Source organism: Candidatus Uabimicrobium helgolandensis, assembly GCF_041508025.1.
In the GTDB taxonomy this organism is placed as follows: domain Bacteria; phylum Planctomycetota; class Uabimicrobiia; order Uabimicrobiales; family Uabimicrobiaceae; genus Uabimicrobium; species Uabimicrobium helgolandensis.
Map to the genome: position 1 here is coordinate 433,711 of NZ_CP165719.1, position 22,300 is coordinate 456,010.

Sequence of the window (22,300 nt, forward strand, 5' to 3'; positions counted from 1 at the left end):
TTATCTAACATCTATTAGAACAAGTGATTTTATAAAGAAGATGAATGTGTGTTTGATTACTTAAAAATTAAGTAATAGCCCACTAAGGCGTTTAATTATACATACTTTGTTTTTTTTTTCAAATAAAAACAATAGTCTTCTTTGAGTATATTTCTGAATGAATAAATTACCTTTGTTAAGTTATTTAGGGGGTGGCGACGTTTATTTAAGGTTATGTAAAAGCCTAAATGCGCCCCCCCTACAATTGAATTGTTAACAAAAATTACTGAATATCAGAAGGAATACCTAAATTCTTAAAGTAGTTTTTATCATTACGCGCTTCTTTCCAGTTGTTTTTAATGATAAGCCAAAAAATATACAAACCGGTAATTACAATGATACTGTTTACGAGTATAGATGCGTTGCCTATAGTAATGCAAAAATAATTGAAAGAACCGTGTACAAGAGCCGCAAGTATATATCCTTTAACGAAGTCGCCTAGATCAGGAACTCCTTTGGCTTGCTTTGCTTTTGCTAATACCAGTGCGATTATTGTCGTGAATACGGCATGACCTAAAGCACATAGTGATGCTCGTATTGCCACCATGGTAATTACATTACCAAGTAATTGATTTGCTTTACCAGTAGCTTGTGTAAACTGATAATAATAAAATAAATTTTCTACAGCAGCAAACCCAAGACCAACGGCAAAACCATAAACAATAGCATCTAGAGTGTCGTGGTATTCAGGGTGTTTAGAAAGGCGAAAGAGCCCGATGCCCTTGGCTAATTCTTCGGTAACTCCAGCAAGGCAAATTGAGATAGCCATCGTAAATATTCCTGCGGTAAATTGATTTAGGTACAAGGCAATTACAGTGGATATTGCGCCCCACATAAATGCGCCTGCAACATATAATTTTGGTTCTGGTTCGTATTTATCTAGTAGGTAAACAATCACTAAATATACTAGTGGACATCCAAAAGCTACAAATAAAAATGATGGTTTTTTTGATGTTAACTCAAGTGCACTAGGCAAAAAATAGGCTGCTGCAAAAAAAGCCACTAGTACAAACGCAATTTTAAAAGCAAATCCCTCAAGGATCTCGTATGGTGGAGCTTGCTCTTTGTTTTCTATAGGTAAAGATAGTATCTTTTTGCGATATTTTTTTGTTGTTTTTGTGTACTCTTCGTTATCAATTAAGTTTTTTTGTTTTGCTAAATTGAGAAGTTGTAAAGTTCTTACTAATTTAGAGCGTAGTAAGCGCATTTTTTCTTTTGTCATTGTGAAATGGCGAGATTACTGGTTTCCCGCATCTCCTTTCTGGAATAAAGTATTCTGTGCATCCCGAAAAAGGAGCACTTACATAAATTGAAGTGACCCGCCAAAGTCTTTATCGATTCAAGCTCTGTTCTTTTTAGTTTCTAGTTTTATTGCTCCTTAGTTAGGCAGCCTTTATCGCGTTACACTAGAAAATAAATACTCTGCGCTGGGCGAGTAACTACTTTTGTTAGGTCACTTACAATAAAAATTTTTAGGTATATTAGAGCTTTGTACTTAGAAGCATTACATAAAAATTAAATATAGATACTCTAAAATATTGATTTGATAGGTAGGTTGGAGGATGTGGGTTAGTAATTTAGTGGTAATATTTCTGATGAATAAGTTAATTTTAGAGAAAACTTTTAGGAATAAACTATTGTAAGCATTATTCCTAAAAGTTATTGAATGTGCACAATTTATAAAGTACCTTTGATATACTCAATAGCTTTCTCTTCATTTCCTACGATTGGTAACCGATCAGAAAGCCCAATCGTTTCTATTAAGTTTTTAAACTTATCCGCATTTATAAGACAAGCACATCCACTCGCCATACTAATTTGAGATGTAATATTGATGAGAACACCAATACCTGTACTATTAATATTAAGGGTTTGTCCAAAATCAAAAATATAAAATTTTATGTTTTTGGTATAGCATTCACTAATACTTGCTTCAATAATCTGCATACTTTTTTGGTCTACAGAACCAATGAAGCTTAAAATAGCTACATCCCCGATTGTGTCATAATTTTTTAATTCTGAAGTAATTTGGAATTCCATAGGTTTGCCAAACCTTAAGATAAAAGGTCACTGTGTCTTGAGTATTATATTTTAGTATAATTACTATCTGTACTCTTGTCAATTACATATTTCCAGTATTGTCACATCCTTGCTTTTCTAATTCTGTCTTTTAACTGTTACGATACTAGTTATTTGATCAGTTATCAAGATTTATTTGTTATTTGTAGCAAATAGATAGCGCTAAAACAGCATAAGCTGTAACAAGTCTTGGATCTGCTTCCCACCATCTATCTTCTTCATTTACCCATGAACCATCTTCTTTTTGACTATTAAGAAGAATCGTAGCTAGATCTTCGCGCCAGTTATGATCTACATTTTTATCGTCAGTGATAACATTTTGATTGTAGACGCTCATCGTTTTGGCGAATGTGTGGTAATAGTAAAAAAGACCTTGTTTTCCAGCCCCTGGATTTTCGCTGAGATCATAATTACGAGAAATCCATTTGTAAGCAGATTGCACACGTGGGTCATTTTTATCAACGCTAGCATATATGTAACTCTTTATTCCGGCATATGTCATACTACCATAAGAACGATATTTTTTTCCAGTTTGTGTTGCATCTGCACCTGCAGGGCTGTTAGCAGGATAATATACGAAACCACCGTCATTTGCAACCCAGCCTTTTTGGTCGTTACTTTCTGTGCGATTTTGACAACGCTGTAAAAAAATTAAAGCTTTTTTGTATACTTGATGGTCTTTTGATAAACCTGAGTCATGTAGAGCTTCTAAGGCATATTGTGTGTTTGATAAGTCGGGGCGCTCATCTCCGCCATAACCAATACCTCCGTACAAAGGGTCTTTTGTTGGATCGTAGCCTTCACCTTCGTCACACTGTAAATCCACTAAAAATTTTTGTGCTTTCTCAATAACTTTTTCGTGCTGCTTCGCTACATCTGGATTTCCTGTAAGCGCCATTAAGGATATTGATGTTGTATAGTTTGCTAGTTGATTCGTGTATATTCCGCCGTTTTCTTTTTGTAAGTTTATTATGTACTCAATTGGTTTTCGTACCCAAGGACCGTCTTCTGGACCGTATTTACGAGGGCTTAAGAAAAATGAATATAGAATAAGTGCGGTAATACCAGGGTGTCCCCAGTGTCCTTCTTTGTTTTGTGAGTATCGCAGAAAGCGTACACCGCGATCAATTGCTGATTTAACTTTGCTTTTTGTTTGTTTTGAAAGTTTGATAGAGTGATCTAAATTTTTACTATCGGCAAGTGCAATACTTGGTAATAGCATGCCTATAAATAAAACTACAGTTAAGTATTTCAAACCAAATCTCCTCAGTTAAAAGTTAATTTTTATTAGGACGTGTCATCAATTAAAACTTACAATTTGAAAATACATGACCTTGATCGTGACCCTTACCGTAGCCGTAGTCGTAATCGAAATAATCAATAGTATGTTTTTGAAAAACTTATTAAATGCTCGGTCACAGTCACGGTGAAGGTCACGACTACGGCTACGATTACGATAATTACTAACATCTAATTGATGACACGCCTTAGTAAGTATTTGTTTTAGGAATACGCCTAGTGATTTTTCTACATATCTAAACGTAGTTTAAATAAAAAAGTTCTTTAGAATTTAGGGAGTCAAACTATCTTGTGCACCGATCTAAGATAAATACACTCTATTATTATGCATTATTTCAATAACAAGTTTTCCCAAAACTTAATAAATTCTTTGTGTATTTTTTTTTGGCGTTTTTGTAACACAAGTTCATACAAAAGCTTTTTAGCTTGGCCTTTACGCGAAGTTTCATAAAGAAAATTAATAAATGAATCTTTGTACCTGCTGTTTAAGAAGAAGTGTATCCAGGTATAACTAAGAGAACGGTGTATTTCAAAATTAATACCATAAAAACTCTCGTCATTGAGAATTATGTGTAAATTTTCTTGATGGCTACGAATATGTTCTATGGTTTTTAAATAGTGATATAAAGAAAATTTAGGATAATGTGCTAAGTAAATAAGCAAACCTTCCTGTAACCAGTTAGGAAAATCTTGTTGCGCTATTAATTGTCGTAAAGATGCTTTATGTAGTTCAGAAGTAAAAATATCATTGTGAGTATCACTGGAGCCAACTATTTTGTTTTGTAAAGGCATGAATATAACATTACTACGTCTTGGAAAAATAAATAAATGATGGTCTAAATAACTTTGAGGAGTTTGTTGTGATGAAGATATTTCAACGGTAACTGTTTGCGAAGATTTCGCTTTTTTCATTATTTTATTGAGTTTGTCATATGATTCTTGAAGATAATCGCTGACGATTTCATTTTTTTCAGTCAGTAAATAATGTTTAAAAACGTAAGGAGATTCGTTTTTTTTCACTGTTGAGAAAATTTGTTTTGCTTCCTCATTACTTTTATCTTGTCCGAGGTATGTTTTTAAAATTTCTTGCCCTTTTTTGATATCATTGTTCTGTAAATACCAATTACACAACATGTAATTAGGAAGAAGTTCTTCTGGAGCTAGTGTTTGTGCTTGAAGGTAATCTTGTAGAGCATCTTTGCGTTGTTGTAAGAAATTACGTGCAATACCTCTAACTATATAAGCGGTGTACAGTTCTTCGTCGTTGTTATCTTTTAAGATTTGTATAACATCACTACTATCTTTTATTGCAGCAATATAGTTTTTCATTTCGTTGTGTATTCTTGCTCGCGTTAGAAGAACAAATGGGTTTTGCGGGTATGCCGCTAATATTTCATCTATCAACTTTCTACTTGAAATTAAGTTACCACTGACAAAAAGTTTATAGCAATTGATTAAAGAAGACCGTGTTGTACTGTCTAGTTTAATGTAGTGGTTAGATAAGGATTTTGCAATACCATTTATCCATATGTTTTTGTCTTCGCTTTTCTCTAACTGCTTTGTTTTTTCAGCAATTACTTGTTCTTGAAACCAATTTTCATCAATTTGTCCAAGAATAACTATGTCGTCAAATCGCACTCGTGAATCAAAAGTTCCAAAACTAATGCCACCTTTTTCATATGTTGTATTTTCGCGCGCGTTTAATAATCTACCGCCACTTAAATCTAAAGAAAGTTTTCCTTTGTGTGCGTTTATATTTATACGGTAATTTTTTCCACTGGGAATAGTTGGTGATTTTGCAAGGTCAATAATTTCGAATCGGCCATCTTCATAACTTTGAATAACGTTTTGGCTGTTCTTATCTTGTAAATTTTTTTTCCAGTTAAGAGCAAATAAATAGCCACCACTATCACGCGGATTTTCATGGTAAATTTTAGTATATAAATTATATTTACTACGTGGTGCTATTTGTCCTTTGTATTTTACTTGAAGCCTTCCTATAAACGGTATCGCTAAGTGGGCGAAAGCAGGAGATGTATCGTCTGCTGTAACTTCTAAATATTCGTTAATGATGGCTCCAGGGGAAGATGTTTTTCCTCTGGTGACATTTTCCCAGGCCCCTAGTTTCATAGAAGATGAAAAATTATACGCCAATCTCCATCGTTTTCCTGTACGTTGAGGCGTACCACCGAAAATTTCTTGTGCTATTTTTTGTTCGTTTATATTTTGCTGAGACGGTTTTTTATAGTCTAAAATAGAAAAATCAATGACTGTTTTGTTTTGGTGAACAACAATGCCGTAGTAGCGCGCTTGTAAGTATGACATTGTTTGCTGTGCAAAATTCAATTTTTGAGTGATATTTTCTTGCGGAAAGTACCAACGTTCGTTTATATAGTTAAAGCCTAAGTAGTGTCTCGCACCACGGTGATTTGGTGCTTGAGTTAGAACCAATTCAAATTGTATTTGAGCTGGCAATTTCAAGTTCTGATCTTTGCACCATAAACCAAGTTCATATTGTGCATGAATATCGTTTACCGGTATTTTCTTTGCGAGCAACCAGTACGATTCCCAAGGTGCAGGAAAGCTTTTTTTATCGCGCACTAGTGTCTGAGATAAATATCTAATACCTTGTTTTGTACGCAATGTATATAATTTTGAGTCTGTATTTTGAGATATGTAACCGGTTAATAACTCTTTACGATAGGTTACTTGGGTCCATTTTCCTAAACTACTTTGCAAATGCCACTCATCGTTAAACCATACAAAGTTGCGGCGCATTTTCTCGTAAACTTCGTTTTCTTTTTTTACGGTGCTTGGTGAAGTCCACCTTTTGTTGTAAAAAACATAGCCTTGTTCTTTTACTTCTTTTATATATCGAGATCGGCGTATACGTAGTGATTCTTTTTGTCTGTTTTCCCATACTTGTAAAGGAGAAACTTCTTTTTTAGGTATACTTTGTTCTATTTGTTCTTTTGCTCTTTTTTTCTCTTTTGCGATTAGATTTTTTTGGATTTTTTCATGTTGTTTGTGAGAAATAATTTCACCTTTGTATACTACATATCCTCCTTCAGGTATAGGAATACTTGTTTTATTAGACATTAATTGCCAAACTAAGTTTTTCTGATGAGGGTTTCTTTCTACAAATGAAATAAGTAGTTTTTTAGCATACGATGGCAGGTTGTATTCATAGCAAAAAAGAGCTGTTTCCCACGGATATTTTTGGGTTATTAAGTAGGTTGATAATAGATTGTATAATTCTAAGGGAGTTATATTTTCACGAGGTATCTTATAGCCCTCTTGCTCACTTTTCACAAGGAAATGTTCAGGAGTTATATTTTCGATATATACACTTTTGTTTGCTAGAATGATTACTTTTTTTTCAATATTAATAATATCATTGAGAGAAGATATCAGTTTATTAAGAGAGTGAAATTCTCCTGCACGCATAGATAGTTTTTTGTTTTGCTTTTCATCATTGTTTTGAGAAATTATTTTTAGATAGGTTGAATGAACTTTTAAAAATTGGTATTTGTTGATTGCTGCGCGAGAGATTTTATATAGTTGTTCTATAGATTGTTTTTTAGGTTTGATTTTGTTTTGACTTGTATTGTTTGTATTTTTTTTGCTTTCATTTTCACTAGGCTTTTGTTGGTATGCAATAAATATTCCAACAAAAATAAAAAACACAACTGCGGCAATAGAAAAAATAGTTTTTTTTATTGCTTGGTCAGCTTTTTGGTAGTGTCCAATGATAGTGTTTATTGTTTTTACTTCTACAGGACTAGCGCGTTTTAGACGTGCGCGTAAGTTTTGGATTTCGTTTTGTAGGGCTTTTTTCTGTATTGTTTGCGATGTACGAAATGTTTCATCTAGTTCTTTAGCAAATTCCTCTGTTTCCTCAAATTCTTGAGGATCTGCTTCTTCTTTCGCTGGTAATTTGATAGGAGCTTGAACTGTTCCGTCCAAGTCTTTGTCATTTTCCGCAATTTCACGTACTAGTTTGATTCTTTGAGAGTTAGCCCATTTTTTTGCAATAGATTCTCTCTTTAGATTTCCCTTGAGCATTAGTATGTCTGGTAAAGGTAAGTCAATTCCAAATTTGGCAAACTGCTGTTTGATTTCTTTTCCTTCTTCAACAACACTCTCTTTTAGTTGGTTTTCTTTCTGCATTAGATCAAAAAACTCTTGTTCTTTGTCACTTAAACGTACAAGATGAAAACGCAAACCATATTCGATTCCTGATACTTTTTTTAAAAAAGAAGCTATTTTCTGGCAATCAGCTATAGATAAAAAACCTAGATAAAAACAAACTTCTAAGTACTTTAAACTAAGACGTGGAATTTCGAGAGTATTTTCCCATTTTTGGAGAGCGTCGCTTGATTCACTAGTGGTCATTCTGTTATTGATAATAGCAATCTGGTTGATTAGAATTGCTATACTTTTTTTTACCGTTTTACTTGTGAAATCTTTGGCTATATTTAGTTCACTAATTTTACTTGTGGCATCTGAAATGATCTCTTTTATTGGATTTGAGAGGAGCTTTTTATGGAACAAGATATTGAGCAGTGGTGTTTTTATGCCAGCGTTTTCTAATTTTTTTTGAATATCAATACATAAATTGAATTCTTCTATACCTATTGCAAATTTTTTTTTGAATTCTTCTGCTGAATTTTCATTTTCTTGCAATGGTATTTTTTCTTTTGCGCCAACGGCATTATATAGAATTTCATCATCGGCAAAAGTAAACTCACAAACTCGGTAGTTGCGTACTTTTTTTATTTGTTGAGAACGAATCATGGAATAATAAACAGCAAAAATTTGCTCCGTAGAAAGTAACCCTCGCTCGTACATAACTTGCGAAACGTATCTTTTTATACCAAGAACTCTTGATGTGCTTACTTCTACAACGCACATTTTTATATCTTCGCGGCTGACAAACTTATATGTGGCAGCAGTTCTTCCAAATAAAACATCACTGTTTTTTACCATGATACGTATCCTTTACTTTACTTTAAAAGCAAGTATGGTGATATCATCTGCATCCTCTGTCATGCCCTTTGAAAATTGAGCAACATCGTCTTTTACAATTTGAATCATTTCTTCCAAATCAGATGCATTCGACAATTCAATGACTTCACATAATTTCTCAAAACCATACTCTTCGCCAGCTTTCGATTTTGCCTCAGTAATACCATCAGTATACTGTATAATCATATCTCCTGATTGCAGTTGAATCTTAGCTTCTTCGCATTTTAGCGCCCAAGGAACTCCGATAATAGTACCTTTTGGTAGATATGTTGTAAGTCGCGGATCACGCTCTTTGTTGTAAAGAATTATAGGGTTGTGTCCTGCGCGGGCAAAAGAAAATACTTTATTTGTTAAATCAAGAACCCCGTAACCTACAGTGGTAAAGGTAGTGGTGTCCATATCAGGATGAAGCTCTTGATTCGCATACTCTAGTACTTCGGTTGGAGAATCTAAGTTTTTAGACATCAATTTAACTATAGATTTTACCATTCCCATAACAACAGCAGCTTCGACACCGTGCCCTGTAACATCACCAATAACAACACCCATTTTATTATTATCAAGTTTGACAAAATCATAAAAATCGCCACCTATTTCTTCCATAGGTTCAAAAGTAACATGGAATTCGTAGCCTGGAACTTCTGGTGTTTTTGGAAACATAGCGCGAATGCGTTTTTGGGCGATAGATAGTTGCTGTGTTTCTGTATACACTTTTATATCTTGAAGAATTTCTTCTGCTTTTTGATATCTTTTTGTTGGTGACGGCTCTAAGCATTTCATCACAATATCGCTTAATGGTTGTGGAACAGATGGTTTAACTTTATTTGGAGCTAGTTTGGGTTTGTATTTCAAAGCTTTACCATATTTATTTGGATCTTTTAGTATTTCTTCACTGTATGGTAAACACCCACACAAACACTGGTAAAAAATAACCCCTAGAGAATATAAGTCTGTGCGGTAGTCAACATCTGCAGCACTTTTGAACTGTTCTGGAGATATATATCCTTCTGTCCCCATTGATTGTCCTTTGGCGGTCAAGTAAAGTTGTTCTTCGTTAGGGTCAACTATTTTTGATAATGCCAAACCAATAAGCTTTAGATATTTGTCATTCGTAATCATTATGTTTGATGGATTTACATCGCGGTGGATAATATTTTGGCGATGAGCAAAAGACAGTGCACTTGCTAACTGACACATAATTTCACAAGTAGCTTCCATATCTAAGTTTCCTTTATCTCTTAGCATCGAAGCGAGAGTTTCGCCTTCTACATATTCCATGACTACGTAGTTCATGCGGAAATCTTGACTAATTCCCGTATCGTAGATTTGAACGATATAAGGGTGATTTAAACGCCAAGCAAGATTTGCCATATTCATGAATCTTTTGACAAGAGTTGGGTCGTTTAAGTGTTGCGGTGCAACAGTTTTAATGGCAACAGGACGTTTCAGTGATTTTTGAATGGCTTTGTAGACGATTCCCATATTTCCATAGTCGAGAATTTCTTCAAAATAGTAACCATCTATCTCGTGGCCAACAGGGTTGCTATGATCTTCGATTTCTTTTTTTTGTTCTTTTTTTGTTACAGGAACTTTAATTACGATGGGTAATCTAGAAAATTTGGTTGAGCGAAATAACTCACGACCTGAGAGTTCATATGTTTTGATGTTTAGTAAAATATCTTTGGTGAGATAAATAACATCTCCACTTTGTATTTGTTTACTGTCTTGTACATGTTCAACATTTACATGGATCCCATCATCTAAATGGCTATCTACCCAAATATCACCATCTTTATTTTTGATCACACATGAGTAGCTATCATCGATATTGTCAGGCGTATTGAGATCTTCTACTTCTTGAAGAATAATACCGAAAGAATCGCCCATAGGAACATATTTAGAATATCTTCTTTGCTGATTTTTAATTTTATCTATTGCAGTAATAGTTATTTTTACAGTCATAACAGTCCCATATCCATAAGCCATGAAATGTTTAAAATATACATTTATATTTAAGAAAAATTTATTTTATGATAGCCGCACTTTACAATGATGTCAAGTATCTTATGCGATTTCGTTGGAAAGTTTCTAGTGAATTATTATTGTTTTTTTACAACCTCTCGATAATTGAAGCGTGTATACAAAATAAATAGATTTTGTATAGGATGTGTGGAAAGAGCGAATGTATAGAAAATTGGCGTGTTTGTTAGGGGCTTTGAATAAGATTTTGCCGCTGTAGCTGCTTTTGTCAGGTCGTTTAGTATAATGTTTATAACTTGTGCTAGTTGTACTTGTGCAAGCTAAAAATAGTTCTTGGTTGTTTTCTTTTCTTGGATTATTTAACTAGAAAGAAAATATGAAAAATTTTCTACGTTCTTTATCCCCGAATGAAAAACCTCGCGAAAAAGTAGTTGCTCATGGTATTTCTATTCTTTCAGATCGCGAACTTTTTGCTCTAATTTTTCGCAGTGGGACTCGTAACCACGATGTGCTTGATGTATCAAGAAAAATGTTAGAAGAGTTTCCAAGTCTACGTGTTCTTTCGACAGCAAGTATTGCTGAATTGCAAAAGTTACCAGGGATTGGTTTAACGAAAGCGATACAGGTCCAAGCTTGCTTGGAAATAGCGCGTAGGTTTTGCCAGAAAGTAGCAGAAACAGGTGAAGTTTTATCGAGTAGTAAACAAGTGTATCAACATTTTCAATGTATGCTTCGCGACGAAAAAAAAGAAAAGTTTTTTTGTGTCCACTTAGGTAGTAAAAATCAAGTTTTAAAGAAAGAACTTATTTCTATTGGTTCTCTTAATGCCTCAATTGTGCATCCGCGTGAAGTATTTTCTTCTGCAATAAAAGAAAGTAGCAATTCTCTTTTACTGGTTCACAACCATCCTTCGGGAGATCCGACACCGAGTAAAGAAGATATAAGTACAACAAAAAGGTTAATCGAGGTGGGAAGTATAGTTGGGATAAAAATTATAGATCATATAATTATTGGTGAAGGTTGCTATGTAAGTTTTGCGGAACAAAATATCGTGCATTTCTGATGATTTTTTGCTAGTCTAGAGCAGGTCTTAGTTACAAAAATTGGGTTATGTATTTAGACATGATGCATATAATGCCTTACGCTTTGTACACAAGGTATAATATCTTAAATTTGGGAGAATAAAATTGAAAGAGTTTATTTGTGTTGTATTGCTGTTTCTTGTTTCTTTTGGTTGGGCACAAACATTTGCTCCTAAAAACTTAACATTGAAAGAAAAGCAGCAAATCATTGATCAATTTTCAAGCGAAGGTGATAGTTGGGAAATTGTTTGGGGAAAATATCTTGCGTCTAAAAAGAATTTTCGTTTTAGTCCGCCAAAGGGAATGTTCATTGCGCCAGCAGAATTTGAAAAAAGCGAAGGTGTTTGTTTATCGTGGATTGGCTATAGCCGTTTGCTTCCGTAGCATTGCAAAAGAAGTGGCGTTAACTGATAAAGTCTATATCTCTACAAGTTCTCCTGAGTATGTAAAATCTATTCTTGAACAAGATCAGTGCAATATGGAAAACATTATTTTTATTCGCGAAGGACTTAATAGTGTTTGGATGCGCGATTATGGTCCCTGGTTCATTTATACCAAAGATGGAAAAAGAGGAATTATAGATCTTGTGTATAATCGTCCACGACCACGAGATGATAAATTCCCAAAAACCCTAGGTGATAAATTCGGATGGGAAACATTTCAGTGTCCACTTATTTTACCAGGTGGAAATCTTATCTTAGATGGTAAAAAAACAGCAATTATGACAGACGTTGTTTTTGATCCAAAACAAGGAGGAGATCCAAATCTATCTGAAGAGCAACTTAAAGGTTATATGAAAGACTATTTCAGTTGCGACCAAATCTATATTGTTCCTGATATGGAAAATGACGGAACAGGTCATATTGACATGTTTTGTAAGTTACTTGACAACCGCAATATAATCGTTGGAGAGTATAAAACGCCAATGGACGGTTTTGGTAATAACTTTTATATATTGAATGATATAGCGAAGAAACTTGCTGAGATGAAAAATAGCGATGGAGAAAACTTTATTGTTCATCGTATTCCTATGCCGGCTTACCATTGGGGAACGAGTTATACGCATACGAATTCTTTGATCGTCAATAAAACGATTTTAGTTCCAGTTTATGGTCGCGGTACAGATGAAGTAGCCTTGAATGTATATAAAAAACTTATGCCGAATCATCGTATTGTTGGTTTAGATTGTAATGAAATTATTGGCGCAAATGGTGCTATTCACTGTATTACTAAGCTTGTTATGGCTAAAAAATAAATAGGATGGCAGGTCACTTAGAATAGATTTTCTTTATGACTGCGTGTTGTGGGGGTGGTCTTGTGCTAGCACAAGATCACCCTACATACACTTAGTTTAAGTAGATCTAGAAGTTACAATTGTTGTAACTGTTTATAAACCAAAGACATCCATAAGAAGTCGTACATCTTTATGGAAGTGTTTTCTTAACGAGGACTGTCTTTTACACAACGAAAACCAATAAATGGTGCTGTGGCGTTTGGCTCTTCTCCTACCTCGAAGTATCCTTGTAAACGATAACGTGTACTATTGAAAGAGCCACCTTTTATGGTTTTTTTGTTATTGTTTCTCTTGTAAGAACTAGAACACCATTCTGAGACATTTCCACATAAATCGGATACACCTTCCTGGCTTAAATCGTCTTTAAAATGTCCAACAGGCGCACTGTATGGAAATTTGTCTTTATACATGCCTATTTGTCTAAAGTTTGTGCGGAAATGTTTGCCGTCGCGTGGTGGCTTATCGCCCCAAGGATACAATCTTCCATCTATAAAACGCGCTGCACGTTCCCATTCACTTGCTGTAGGTAATCTTTTTCCGCGCCACTTTGCATATGCTTCAGCTTCGTAATACGTAACATTAATCATTGGTAGATTTACTTCGCTTGCATTTGGGTTTTTCCAATTTCGTGGTTTATTGCGTTTATTTCGCCAACCTTTGCCTTCTTTACTCCAAAACTCATCTTTTGCATAAGCTTTACTCACAAAATCAGCAAATTCGCCACGGGTTACTTCGTAGCGATCCATGAAGAATGAAGGAATTCTTTGTTTACGGTATGGAACTTCAAAATCATTTTGTTTTCCGAAAATTGCTAATTTTTTGGGTATGTATACCATGTTATTTGGGGTATTGAGTTCAACCCAATTATCGTTCCAGAAATTTTTTGCAATAGCCATATTTGCATCGTATTTGAAGCACATATTAATAAAACTATTTGCTAGTTCTATTCTATTGTTTTTGAAAAATACAACGCTGGTGTTATAACAAAGTTCGGCTAAATCTTTGCGATGGTCTTGGTATATTTTGGTAACTAGACCACTCTTATCTTGTTGAGCTTGTTTTGCAATATTTTGCGTTTGTTTAATTCGCTCTAACATTTTATCATTTTGTTGCTTTTGTATTTGAATTATTTCTTTTTTGAATTTTTCGCGTTCTTTGCGGAGTTTTTCCAGCTCTTCTTTTGCTATTTTAGCATTTTGGATTGGTTTAGGGTTTTGATTTTTGTTTATGTTTCGATTTGGTTTCTTTTCTTCTACTTTTTTATGGATTTCTTTTTCTGGAGGAATTGGTCCAATAAACATGCCTTTTTCAAATAGTTGCAACATTTTTTGACCGACTTCTAACATATTGTGACGCATTTGTGTAGCAGCTATACGAAAGTCTGTTTCTAAACGACTGCGTTTTTGCTCAACATTTTTTATATCAGATTCTAGTGTTTCCATCTTTTTTTGCAAATGAGAACGGACGTTTCGCAAGTAACTTTCTAAGCCTTTGATTTCTGCGGCATTTTTATCTGTATTTTCTGCAATGTCTTTTACTTCCGATTGCTGTGCCGAAAATAATTTTTTGCGGATGTTTTCCGATTCTCCACGCAGAATGTTTGCGGTTTCTTTTAAGGATTTATCCATAGAAGAGTCTTTATTTTGCAGTAGTCTAATATTTTTATTTAGATTTTGAATATCTTCTTTTTGGCGAGTAACTGCTGTGAGCATTTCGCGTGCTTGTTGTTTAGAGCTTTGATGTTTCTGTGCTTGCGAAGAAAGAATTGTTTGTATACTAGATATCGTTCCGAGAGTATCCGTGTCATTTTTTTGTAGTATTTCAATGTGTTTATTAATCTCTTTGGTCTTTTTTTCCATCTGGCCAGAAATAGCATCTAGTTTTGCAATTTCTTTGTCTTGATTGTCGTCGCGGCTTGAAATGTTTTTTATCGTTGATTGTATCTTGCTGTCTTCTTTTGCAAGTAGTTCATCTTGCTTTTTTAAAAGAGGTAGTTGTTGTTCAATAGCAATGTCTTTTTGTTGTAAAAAATTTAGGTCTGTCTGGATTTTTTTGGTGGTCAATCTTACTTCTTCAAAACCTGACTTCAATGTTAACATGCTCTGGACATAATTGTTGTTACCTGGTAATGGTGGGCATAGACTATTGAGCTTTTTGACTTGTTTCTCTAATTCGAATGTGTCTTTATTTAGTTCATCAATTTGTGCAAATTTAGTTTGCCACTTTTTTGTTTTAGTGTTTAGATCTTTTTCTTGAGATGTTAACCAGCGTTTTTGCTCGTTTTTGAACGTTTGAATCGTACTTTTTACTTGTGTATTTACACTGGAATTTAGACCTTCAATATTATTCTTCATGTTGCTAGTCAATGTTTGTTGTTCAGTCAATTGTTGTTGAATGTTATCTATTTTTTTACTAAGTACGCTTGCTTTTTGTAATTTTTGTAATTGTTTTTTAAGGTCTTTATTTTCGTTTGTAACTAGATCGTAGTCTTTTTTTAAATCTGCAATTTCTTGAGAATTCATGACCACTAGCTTTGTCAAATCTTTTATTTTATTTGTGCTGTATTGTTGTTGATTTTGCCATTTACTCATGGTTTGTTCTATTTGTTGTTTTTGCTGATTTTCTAAAGCAAGTAGTTTGCTATTCATTGTCGTGACAAGCTTTTGCAGTTCTTGTTGTTTGTCTTTTTGTAGATTATCCATAACAACACGCATGTCTTTATCAAACTTTTTTACACTTTTCTGCATTTTTTTTTGCTTACGCCCTAAATCACGTATACTAGATGCATTGCGATTTACTTGGCTGACGCTAGCGAATGATTTAATTTCCTTTTGTATAGAAACTAAACGTTGTTCTAGTGCATCTCCAGATACAGAATATCTTACTAGCTGGATTCCTGTGTTATTTTCCTCTATGTCATCGAACCAAGGATAATCACCTATTTTGTGCTGTTTTTGTGCGAGTTTCCACATGTTTTCACTAGGGACAACCCAACCTTGGTTTGTTGCATAGGCGCGTGCTTCTGCTTTTGTTATACCCTGTACAGCTTGATATTCTTTTCCTGCTGGAGGACTCACCTCTTTCCAAGTTCTTGGAGCTTGATCACCGTTTTCTATTTTAAATTTTTGAGAGAAATTTTCGAGTGCATTTGCATCCCACAGATGTTTTTTGTTGTAGCCATCTTCTTCAATGAACAAGAAGAACTCTTGATTACTAATTTCTTTTTTGGCAAGATAAAAAGATCCAATATAGATCCCGTCAACTTCTCCGCTCTTAACAAAGAGTACTTCTTCTGCATATAGTACCGAAAAGAAAATACTTAGAGCGCATATGTATTTTTTCATCAATTTGTGACGAGGATACCCCGACTTCTATAAGTTAGGGAGGAATCGTCACTCGAACGCGAATGTGATAAACATGAGCCCGATACCTTTTTCAACCTCGCATCTCCTTTCTGGAAGTAAAAATATCCATCAACTCTTTGTATTAGTTTACAACAGCGATGGGGAATTCCTTGTACTGTAGAATAATTCGTTTTGATATTGAAATATCCGCTAGATCTTACTGCGATGCGACTATAAATACGGTGTAATCCATCCTTCGTTTTGTTATGCGATTGTTAAACCTCGGCCATCCCTTATAAATAAAAATAGGGTAGAGATTTTTAAATCTCTACCCTATTTATTGTATATATTTTGTTGAGGCGTGTCTACATTCATCTTTTGTGTAGATCACATCTTATTTTTTTTCGTCCATGATAGTGATATCTTGGTTGTCTTTTAATTTTAAAGTATTGTCAGCAACTATTTTTTCGTTTGCATATAAGTTACTTACACTTATGTAATTATTTTCTCTTGTTTCTCCAAGTTGCACATCTCGACGGAGTACCTTATTTTGACCTTCCAAAATTACAAAAACGTAATTTTTGTTGTTTTCGGAGAATACCGCATTTTGTGGAATGGCCATTACTTCGTGTTTTTTATCATACTTTAAAGAAGCTTGTTGACCTAGTTCTATTTGAGCGTTTTTGTTACCGACTCTAAGATGCAGCCACAATGTTGTAGGTTGTGTGGAGGTATCTTCGTTGACATTTTCGATAATAGCAGCATAGGTTTTTTCTGCAATAGTAACATCTACAGTATCATCTTTACTCCACTCTCCCGCTTCACCTTTTGGAATTCGAAAGCTACATAAAACTTGATCTACCTCACCTAGAGTATATATTTTATCTCCAGAACTTACTTTGCTATTGTTATTTGCATGTACCTGAGTTATAAAACCACTAGCGGAAGCTTTTATCTGTTGCTTGCCACCCATTTGTTTTTTTAATTTAGTGAGCTCAGATTGCCATGCTTTACTTTTCTTGCGGTACTCTAGCATTGTATAGTAAATCTTGGCAGCTCTTTTGGTTTTACTGTCAAGAGTAGATCTTTTGTTTCTTGGAGTTTTTACATACTTTGTATAGTATTTTTTTAAAGTGTTACGTGATTTGGCATATCTACTATAGGTTTTTTTACCTTTTGCATAACGCCCTTTTAAACTGTTGTATCTGGCTTCTACTTTTGGGTCGCCGCTTGAACCCACGACTGCAATTGTTTGGCCTTTTTTTACTTGATTGTTTGTTGTAAGTAAGTCAGAAATAGTACCACTAATGCTTGCAACAACACTAGATTCACGAATAGGTTTAACTTCGCTTTCATAGTTATATGTAGTGTCAGAAGAAATATTTTGGACTACATAAGTTGTCACTTGTGGCTTACTTTGTGTTACCTCAGGTGGGAAAAAGAAAAAAAGTGCTACTACTGCAAATGTAAGTAAACCAACGCTCACACCTGCCATCGTTCGAACTTTTTGCCTACGTTGCATTTCCACCGATGAATAGTGAATGTTACTTTTAGGGGTAGAGGTACTGACAATTTCTTCATCAGAACTATCTACGAAATCTATTGCTGCTTTTACGGAAGCTTCATCAATATCATCATAATCGTCAGAGATACCCATTTCCGATTCAGTGAAAAGCTCTGCTTCTTCGCGGTCGCGCGGTAAAACTTGATTGACAGAATCGAACAATAATTCACCTGTTTCTAATAGATCTTCACCACTGCTCTGCTCGAAAATCAACTCTTCTGTATCTTCTTTAACACCTTGAATACGAGGTTTTTTCATTTCGCTGGAAATGTTGAGTATTGGTTGATTGTCATCTTGCGATTCTTCCATTGACAATAAAGGACCACTATCATCAATATTTACAAATGCGCTACTTTCATCTGCTAACTCTGCGTGTAGTGCCATTGATGATCCGACCTCTTCTATGGCACTTATAGCTCCACTATCTACCTCATCTACAAGCAATACTTCTTCACTACTCTCACCGTGGCCACTTGGAACCATTATTGTCCCAGCATCCATTTTATTACTGCGTATATTTTCAATTTCACTCTTGGCGAATTTTATATTTTGTCCGTCATTAATTGCATTTACTTCTCCTTCGGATACAAGCCTTTTTAACTCAGATTCCTCCATCTGTAGTTCACGCAAGACATCCTGAAAAGAGTAATATTTTTCAGCCATGAAGTTCCCCTAAATTTGCTTAGGCACGTTTATTTGCCTTAATTGCCAATAACGTCATGAGGTTTATATTTTGCGAAAATTATAGCAAACTATCTATAGCAAATCGAGAAAAATTTATGAAAACCACATATTCTAGCGTGTCCTTAGGGACTGTCACCAGTTAGATGATGAGCGTAATTTTGACCGCGAGCCTAGCCGTCATCGTAGTTGTAGCCGTAATGGCGCCTAGATAAAAAAAGTACAGCTTCTTTTTGAGAGAACAAAAAACGGTAACTGTCATGCTTATGTTGACGGTGATAGCAACGATTGTGAAATGTTGTATCACTTATAAAATGTAGAATATAAATAAAAGTGTGCTTTTTTTCTAGTGAATGGGAAACTATGGATTGACAAAAATTGTCATTGTGATTTTGGGGGTGACAAAAATTGTCACATAATAAAGCATGTGGAAGGCACTGGAGAAAAGTTATATCTTTATAAAGTATCTTTTTTTATAAAGAAGTATGTTTCGATTTACAATCCATATTATTTATGACTAGCGGAAGGTTTATTGAGAGTATTTGTCTATCTTGTATTAAGGCATTTTCAAGAAAAAAAATGTTTGGGCATGGTTGTTGCATCGACAAAACAACAAAGAATGTTTGTTTGTTTGAAGTATGTTTTTTACTTTAAAATAAAAATAGTATTTAAAATTTGTATTTCAGACTGATAAAATAGAAATATATAGAGATTATTTTTATGTGGGAGTAATCTCTTAAGTAAATTAAGTTTCCTAGATTATGGAGATATCTAAATGCTTAACAAGAAAAAAAAAGGTTTTACCCTTATTGAGCTAATGATCGTTGTTGCGATTATCGCGATTATTGCTGCGATTGCTATTCCTGCTTTCCTAAGAGCAAGAATTACAGCTAACGAGGGTGGTGCAATTGCTACTCTAAAAAGTATCTTTACCTCTGAAGGTTTATTCCAAAGTGGTAACATTCTTGATCAAAATCTAAACGGTTCTGGTGAATATGGTACGCTTGGTGAACTCACTGGTTCATATACTCGTCTTGCGGGTGCGGGTGGTGCAGCTGGAGTAGCAACAGGTCCAGGACAAGTACAAGCATTCATTACCGCTTCTCTTCAACCAAACCAACCTGTTACTGCTGCTACTGCTGGTGGCGCTGGAAGCAAGTCTGGATATTTATATCAAGTAACTTTACCAGGTGCTGTTATCGTAACAGATACTGACAATACTACCGCTAGCGTTGCTCCTAACAACGGAGATGCTATCTTCCAAGAATCTCGTTTTAGAGCATACGCATGGCCAAATGTTTTTAACAACACAGGGATTCGTTGTTTTGCAGTTAATGAAACAGGCGAAGTTTTAACAGCTTCTAACGCAAACGCTGGTGTGGCAGTGTACCAAGGTCTTGCTGCTGGTCCTTTATCAAGTGCTGCAACAAGTACAGTTGCACCGGCTCCTGCTGACAACACTTTTTTTGCTGGTCTTTTTAAGTCAGGCGATGCAGGTGTTGATCTACAAGTTTGGGTTGCTGCTGGTAACTAATTGCAATTTCTCTAATAAAAATAAAGTGGGAATTTCCCACTTTATTTTTTTGCCAGATCGCGACCTTAAATTACTTAAAAAAAGCAAATTAATGATATAGAGACTATTCATGTTATCTACAAGAAAAAAACAAGGTTTCACACTTATTGAGTTGATGATTGTTGTGGCGATTATAGCCATTATCGCTGCGATTGCTATTCCTGCTTTTTTACGTTCTAAAATAAACGCTAACGAAGGAGCAGCAATTGCTTCCTTAAAAGGAATACATACTTTTCAAGTACTATTTCAGAGTGCCTCGACTATTGATTTTAACGCTAATGGCACAGGTGAGTATGGAACAATGGGGGAAGTTTCAGGAGCTTATTTACGCACTTTAACAAGTCCAGGTGCTCAAGGGATCACTCAGCCATTTTGTCCTGCTTCTTTACAACCTCAAACGGACGGTATTAGCCGTAAAACTGGTTATTCTTTTGTAGTATTTTTGCCTACAAGCGGAGCAAATCCTATAACTGACGCTTCAGATACAGCGGCTAGCGACACTGGAAATATTACAGATGCAATACTACAGGAAACGCGTTTTCGTTCTTATGCGTGGCCAACTGTTTTTAATAATAGTGGACTTCGCTGTTTTGCTGTAAATCACAATGGAGAGATCCTGATTGCTGCAAATACGCTTGCTGGAGGTTTACCTCGCTACACTGATACCGTTGTTCCTAACTTTGATGCTGCAGTTTCTACTGCTGCAAGCGCGCCGGCTGAGGTAGATGCATCGCTTTCTGGAGCTTTTATTTCGGGAACAGTCGCTGTTGATACACAGACTTGGACAACAGCAGGTGGATAGGTTATGTATCTCATTTCAATAAAAAACTCGTAATCACTGCACTAAGTAACTACGAGTTTTGATTATTATTTGGTAGTATTTTGTTTATTTTAAAGTTTTCGAAATTTGCCATTCCCTTCATTCACAAGCTTTGTGAAACCTTTTTTCTTAAGGTTTTTATCTGTCATCATATGTTTCTTGCCAACTGAAAAACCAAATGGCTGAATTATCTTTTTAATTTCGGCACTACATTTTGGGCATTCAGTTAGAGCCTCGTCTTTAATTGACTGCATTATTTCAAATTCTTCTGTGCAGTATTCACACCCTTTTTCTGTTTCTTTCGCTTGGTATACATATATAGGCATAAGGTTATTCCTTTATGAAAGATGTGGTTATATAGCGAATAGTCGGACTATTTTTGGTAAAGTCAATCAATCCTTTTTCCCCATCGCGACCACTATGCTCAATAATAATATCTGCTGTTGCATTTTTTGTTCGCGTAACTAAACGCACATCAGGATCATCAAAATCTATGCGTCGCGCATAATCGCAATAAAAATAACGCGCGCTTTTGTGGGCAAATTGTAAATTCGCAGGGAGTTCATACTCTCCATATGGAGTTCCTCGTCGAGGTGGAGAAGAGCGTTCTAATAGTTCAAATATTTTTACTGAATTTTTGTCAACAATAATACATATATTTTTTCCCGTACTTAACGCTAGTTTTTGTGCACTTTGAAAAGCGTTTCCTGTGTTAGCACATGCTTCTTCAAGTTTACTTGCTAGACCTTGTTCTTCTGCAAATAATTCTTTATCAGAAAGAAGTGGTTTTTGGGTAAGTTTTTTTGAAGGGGCGACGGTTTGTATACATCCGCAAAATATAAACCCAATAAAAAATATATATTTATTCATTGTTTTTCCACCATTTTTTCCACGTATTATAATTAGCAGGATATTTTTGTTTCGTTTTACGTAGAAGATTTTTATGAGCCGTTTTCGTAATATCACGTTCCCAGTGTTGTAATAGTTGCACTAAATACTCAACTTCTGCGATTTTATTTATTGTTGTTGCTGCTCTACGATATAAAAGATTATTTCGATCGAAGGCTATTTTGATTAAAAGAGGAAGTGAGTTTTTAGTCCCTATTTTTGCTAGTGAAATAATTACTTGTTCGCGAACTCGTATATGTATTTTATCGTTTTGAATACATTTTAACAGGACATTTTCACTTGGCAAATTTAATTTTTCGATGATTTGAATAACACTTTTTTTTGCTGTGTAATTAATTTTCTCGTGTAAAGCAGCGTACAAATATGGTTGTGATACTTGCCCTATCTTTACTAAATTATTGTATGAATTTTTGTCGTTATTTTCTAGTGAAGATATCCATTTTGTTATTTGCTGTGCTAGTAGTGGATGGGCATTATTTGTGGTTGAAATGAGTTTTTCGGGTTGGGTATAGCAAAGAGATAAAAGCAAAAAAAATATGAATTTTTGGCGTATGTCCATTGAGATTTCTCCTATTTGAGAATCTTTACAAGATAAAATGATGAGTGAT

15 protein-coding genes are annotated in these 22,300 nt (G+C 34.8%); 5 read left to right on the forward strand and 10 right to left on the reverse strand.

The annotated features are described in order from the left end of the window. Positions 1–262 precede the first annotated feature (262 nt). The 5 genes from UABHE_RS01495 to UABHE_RS01515 form a co-directional block, all read right to left on the reverse strand. The gene (locus UABHE_RS01495; protein ID WP_372368391.1) at positions 263–1,261 is read right to left on the reverse strand and encodes a PrsW family intramembrane metalloprotease; all 999 of its coding nucleotides are present in this window, start codon (positions 1,259–1,261) and stop codon (positions 263–265) included. A 455-nt stretch (positions 1,262–1,716) separates the two neighbouring features. Next, entirely contained in the window at positions 1,717–2,079 is a 363-nt protein-coding gene (locus UABHE_RS01500; RefSeq protein WP_372368392.1) for an STAS domain-containing protein, read from the reverse strand. A gap of 178 nt (positions 2,080–2,257) precedes the next feature. After that, positions 2,258–3,373 (reverse strand): prenyltransferase/squalene oxidase repeat-containing protein, encoded by a 1,116-nt coding sequence (locus tag UABHE_RS01505; protein WP_372368394.1) that lies wholly within the window; start codon positions 3,371–3,373, stop codon positions 2,258–2,260. Between the two features lie 374 nt (positions 3,374–3,747). Continuing rightward, positions 3,748–8,406, reverse strand: coding sequence for a tetratricopeptide repeat protein (locus tag UABHE_RS01510; protein WP_372368395.1), 4,659 nt, complete (start codon positions 8,404–8,406; stop codon positions 3,748–3,750). A gap of 12 nt (positions 8,407–8,418) precedes the next feature. Then, positions 8,419–10,407, reverse strand: a complete 1,989-nt coding sequence (locus UABHE_RS01515; protein WP_372368396.1) for a SpoIIE family protein phosphatase — start codon at positions 10,405–10,407, stop codon at positions 8,419–8,421. A gap of 394 nt (positions 10,408–10,801) precedes the next feature. On the opposite strand from UABHE_RS01515, the gene radC reads away from it, so the two are divergent. From radC to UABHE_RS01530, 3 genes are all read left to right on the forward strand, one after another. Further along, a complete protein-coding gene (gene radC / locus UABHE_RS01520; RefSeq protein ID WP_372368397.1) occupies positions 10,802–11,488 on the forward strand; it encodes a DNA repair protein RadC in 687 nt (228 codons plus the stop codon). Positions 11,489–11,612: 124 nt separating this feature from the next. Continuing rightward, positions 11,613–11,891, forward strand: a complete 279-nt coding sequence (locus UABHE_RS01525; RefSeq protein WP_372368398.1) for a hypothetical protein — start codon at positions 11,613–11,615, stop codon at positions 11,889–11,891. After that, a complete protein-coding gene (locus UABHE_RS01530; protein ID WP_372368399.1) occupies positions 11,818–12,762 on the forward strand; it encodes an agmatine deiminase family protein in 945 nt (314 codons plus the stop codon). The genes UABHE_RS01525 and UABHE_RS01530 overlap by 74 nt, the downstream gene beginning before the upstream one ends. A 185-nt stretch (positions 12,763–12,947) precedes the next feature. Here the strand turns inward: UABHE_RS01530 and UABHE_RS01535 are convergent, their stop codons facing one another. Next, positions 12,948–16,145, reverse strand: coding sequence for an SUMF1/EgtB/PvdO family nonheme iron enzyme (locus tag UABHE_RS01535; RefSeq protein ID WP_372368400.1), 3,198 nt, complete (start codon positions 16,143–16,145; stop codon positions 12,948–12,950). 394 nt (positions 16,146–16,539) lie between these two features. Continuing rightward, the gene (locus UABHE_RS01540) at positions 16,540–18,372 is read right to left on the reverse strand and encodes an efflux RND transporter periplasmic adaptor subunit (RefSeq protein WP_372368401.1); all 1,833 of its coding nucleotides are present in this window, start codon (positions 18,370–18,372) and stop codon (positions 16,540–16,542) included. Positions 18,373–19,165: 793 nt separating this feature from the next. Between UABHE_RS01540 and UABHE_RS01545 the strand changes: the two genes are divergently transcribed. Together UABHE_RS01545 and UABHE_RS01550 are read left to right on the forward strand one after the other, a co-directional pair. Beyond that, the gene (locus UABHE_RS01545; RefSeq protein ID WP_372368402.1) at positions 19,166–19,924 is read left to right on the forward strand and encodes a prepilin-type N-terminal cleavage/methylation domain-containing protein; all 759 of its coding nucleotides are present in this window, start codon (positions 19,166–19,168) and stop codon (positions 19,922–19,924) included. Between the two features lie 109 nt (positions 19,925–20,033). Further along, the gene (locus tag UABHE_RS01550; RefSeq protein WP_372368404.1) at positions 20,034–20,765 is read left to right on the forward strand and encodes a prepilin-type N-terminal cleavage/methylation domain-containing protein; all 732 of its coding nucleotides are present in this window, start codon (positions 20,034–20,036) and stop codon (positions 20,763–20,765) included. Between the two features lie 89 nt (positions 20,766–20,854). Here UABHE_RS01550 and UABHE_RS01555 read toward each other — a convergent pair whose 3' ends face one another. Genes UABHE_RS01555 through UABHE_RS01565 form a run of 3 tightly spaced genes read right to left on the reverse strand, consistent with a single transcriptional unit; the run spans position 20,855 to position 22,251 of the window. Continuing rightward, positions 20,855–21,109 carry an FmdB family zinc ribbon protein gene (locus UABHE_RS01555; protein WP_372368405.1) on the reverse strand — a complete coding sequence of 85 codons (255 nt, stop codon included), beginning with the start codon at positions 21,107–21,109 and terminating at the stop codon, positions 20,855–20,857. Positions 21,110–21,113: 4 nt separating this feature from the next. Beyond that, positions 21,114–21,653 carry a hypothetical protein gene (locus tag UABHE_RS01560; protein WP_372368406.1) on the reverse strand — a complete coding sequence of 180 codons (540 nt, stop codon included), beginning with the start codon at positions 21,651–21,653 and terminating at the stop codon, positions 21,114–21,116. Next, entirely contained in the window at positions 21,646–22,251 is a 606-nt protein-coding gene (locus tag UABHE_RS01565; RefSeq protein ID WP_372368408.1) for a HEAT repeat domain-containing protein, read from the reverse strand. The genes UABHE_RS01560 and UABHE_RS01565 overlap by 8 nt, the downstream gene beginning before the upstream one ends. Positions 22,252–22,300 lie beyond the last annotated feature (49 nt).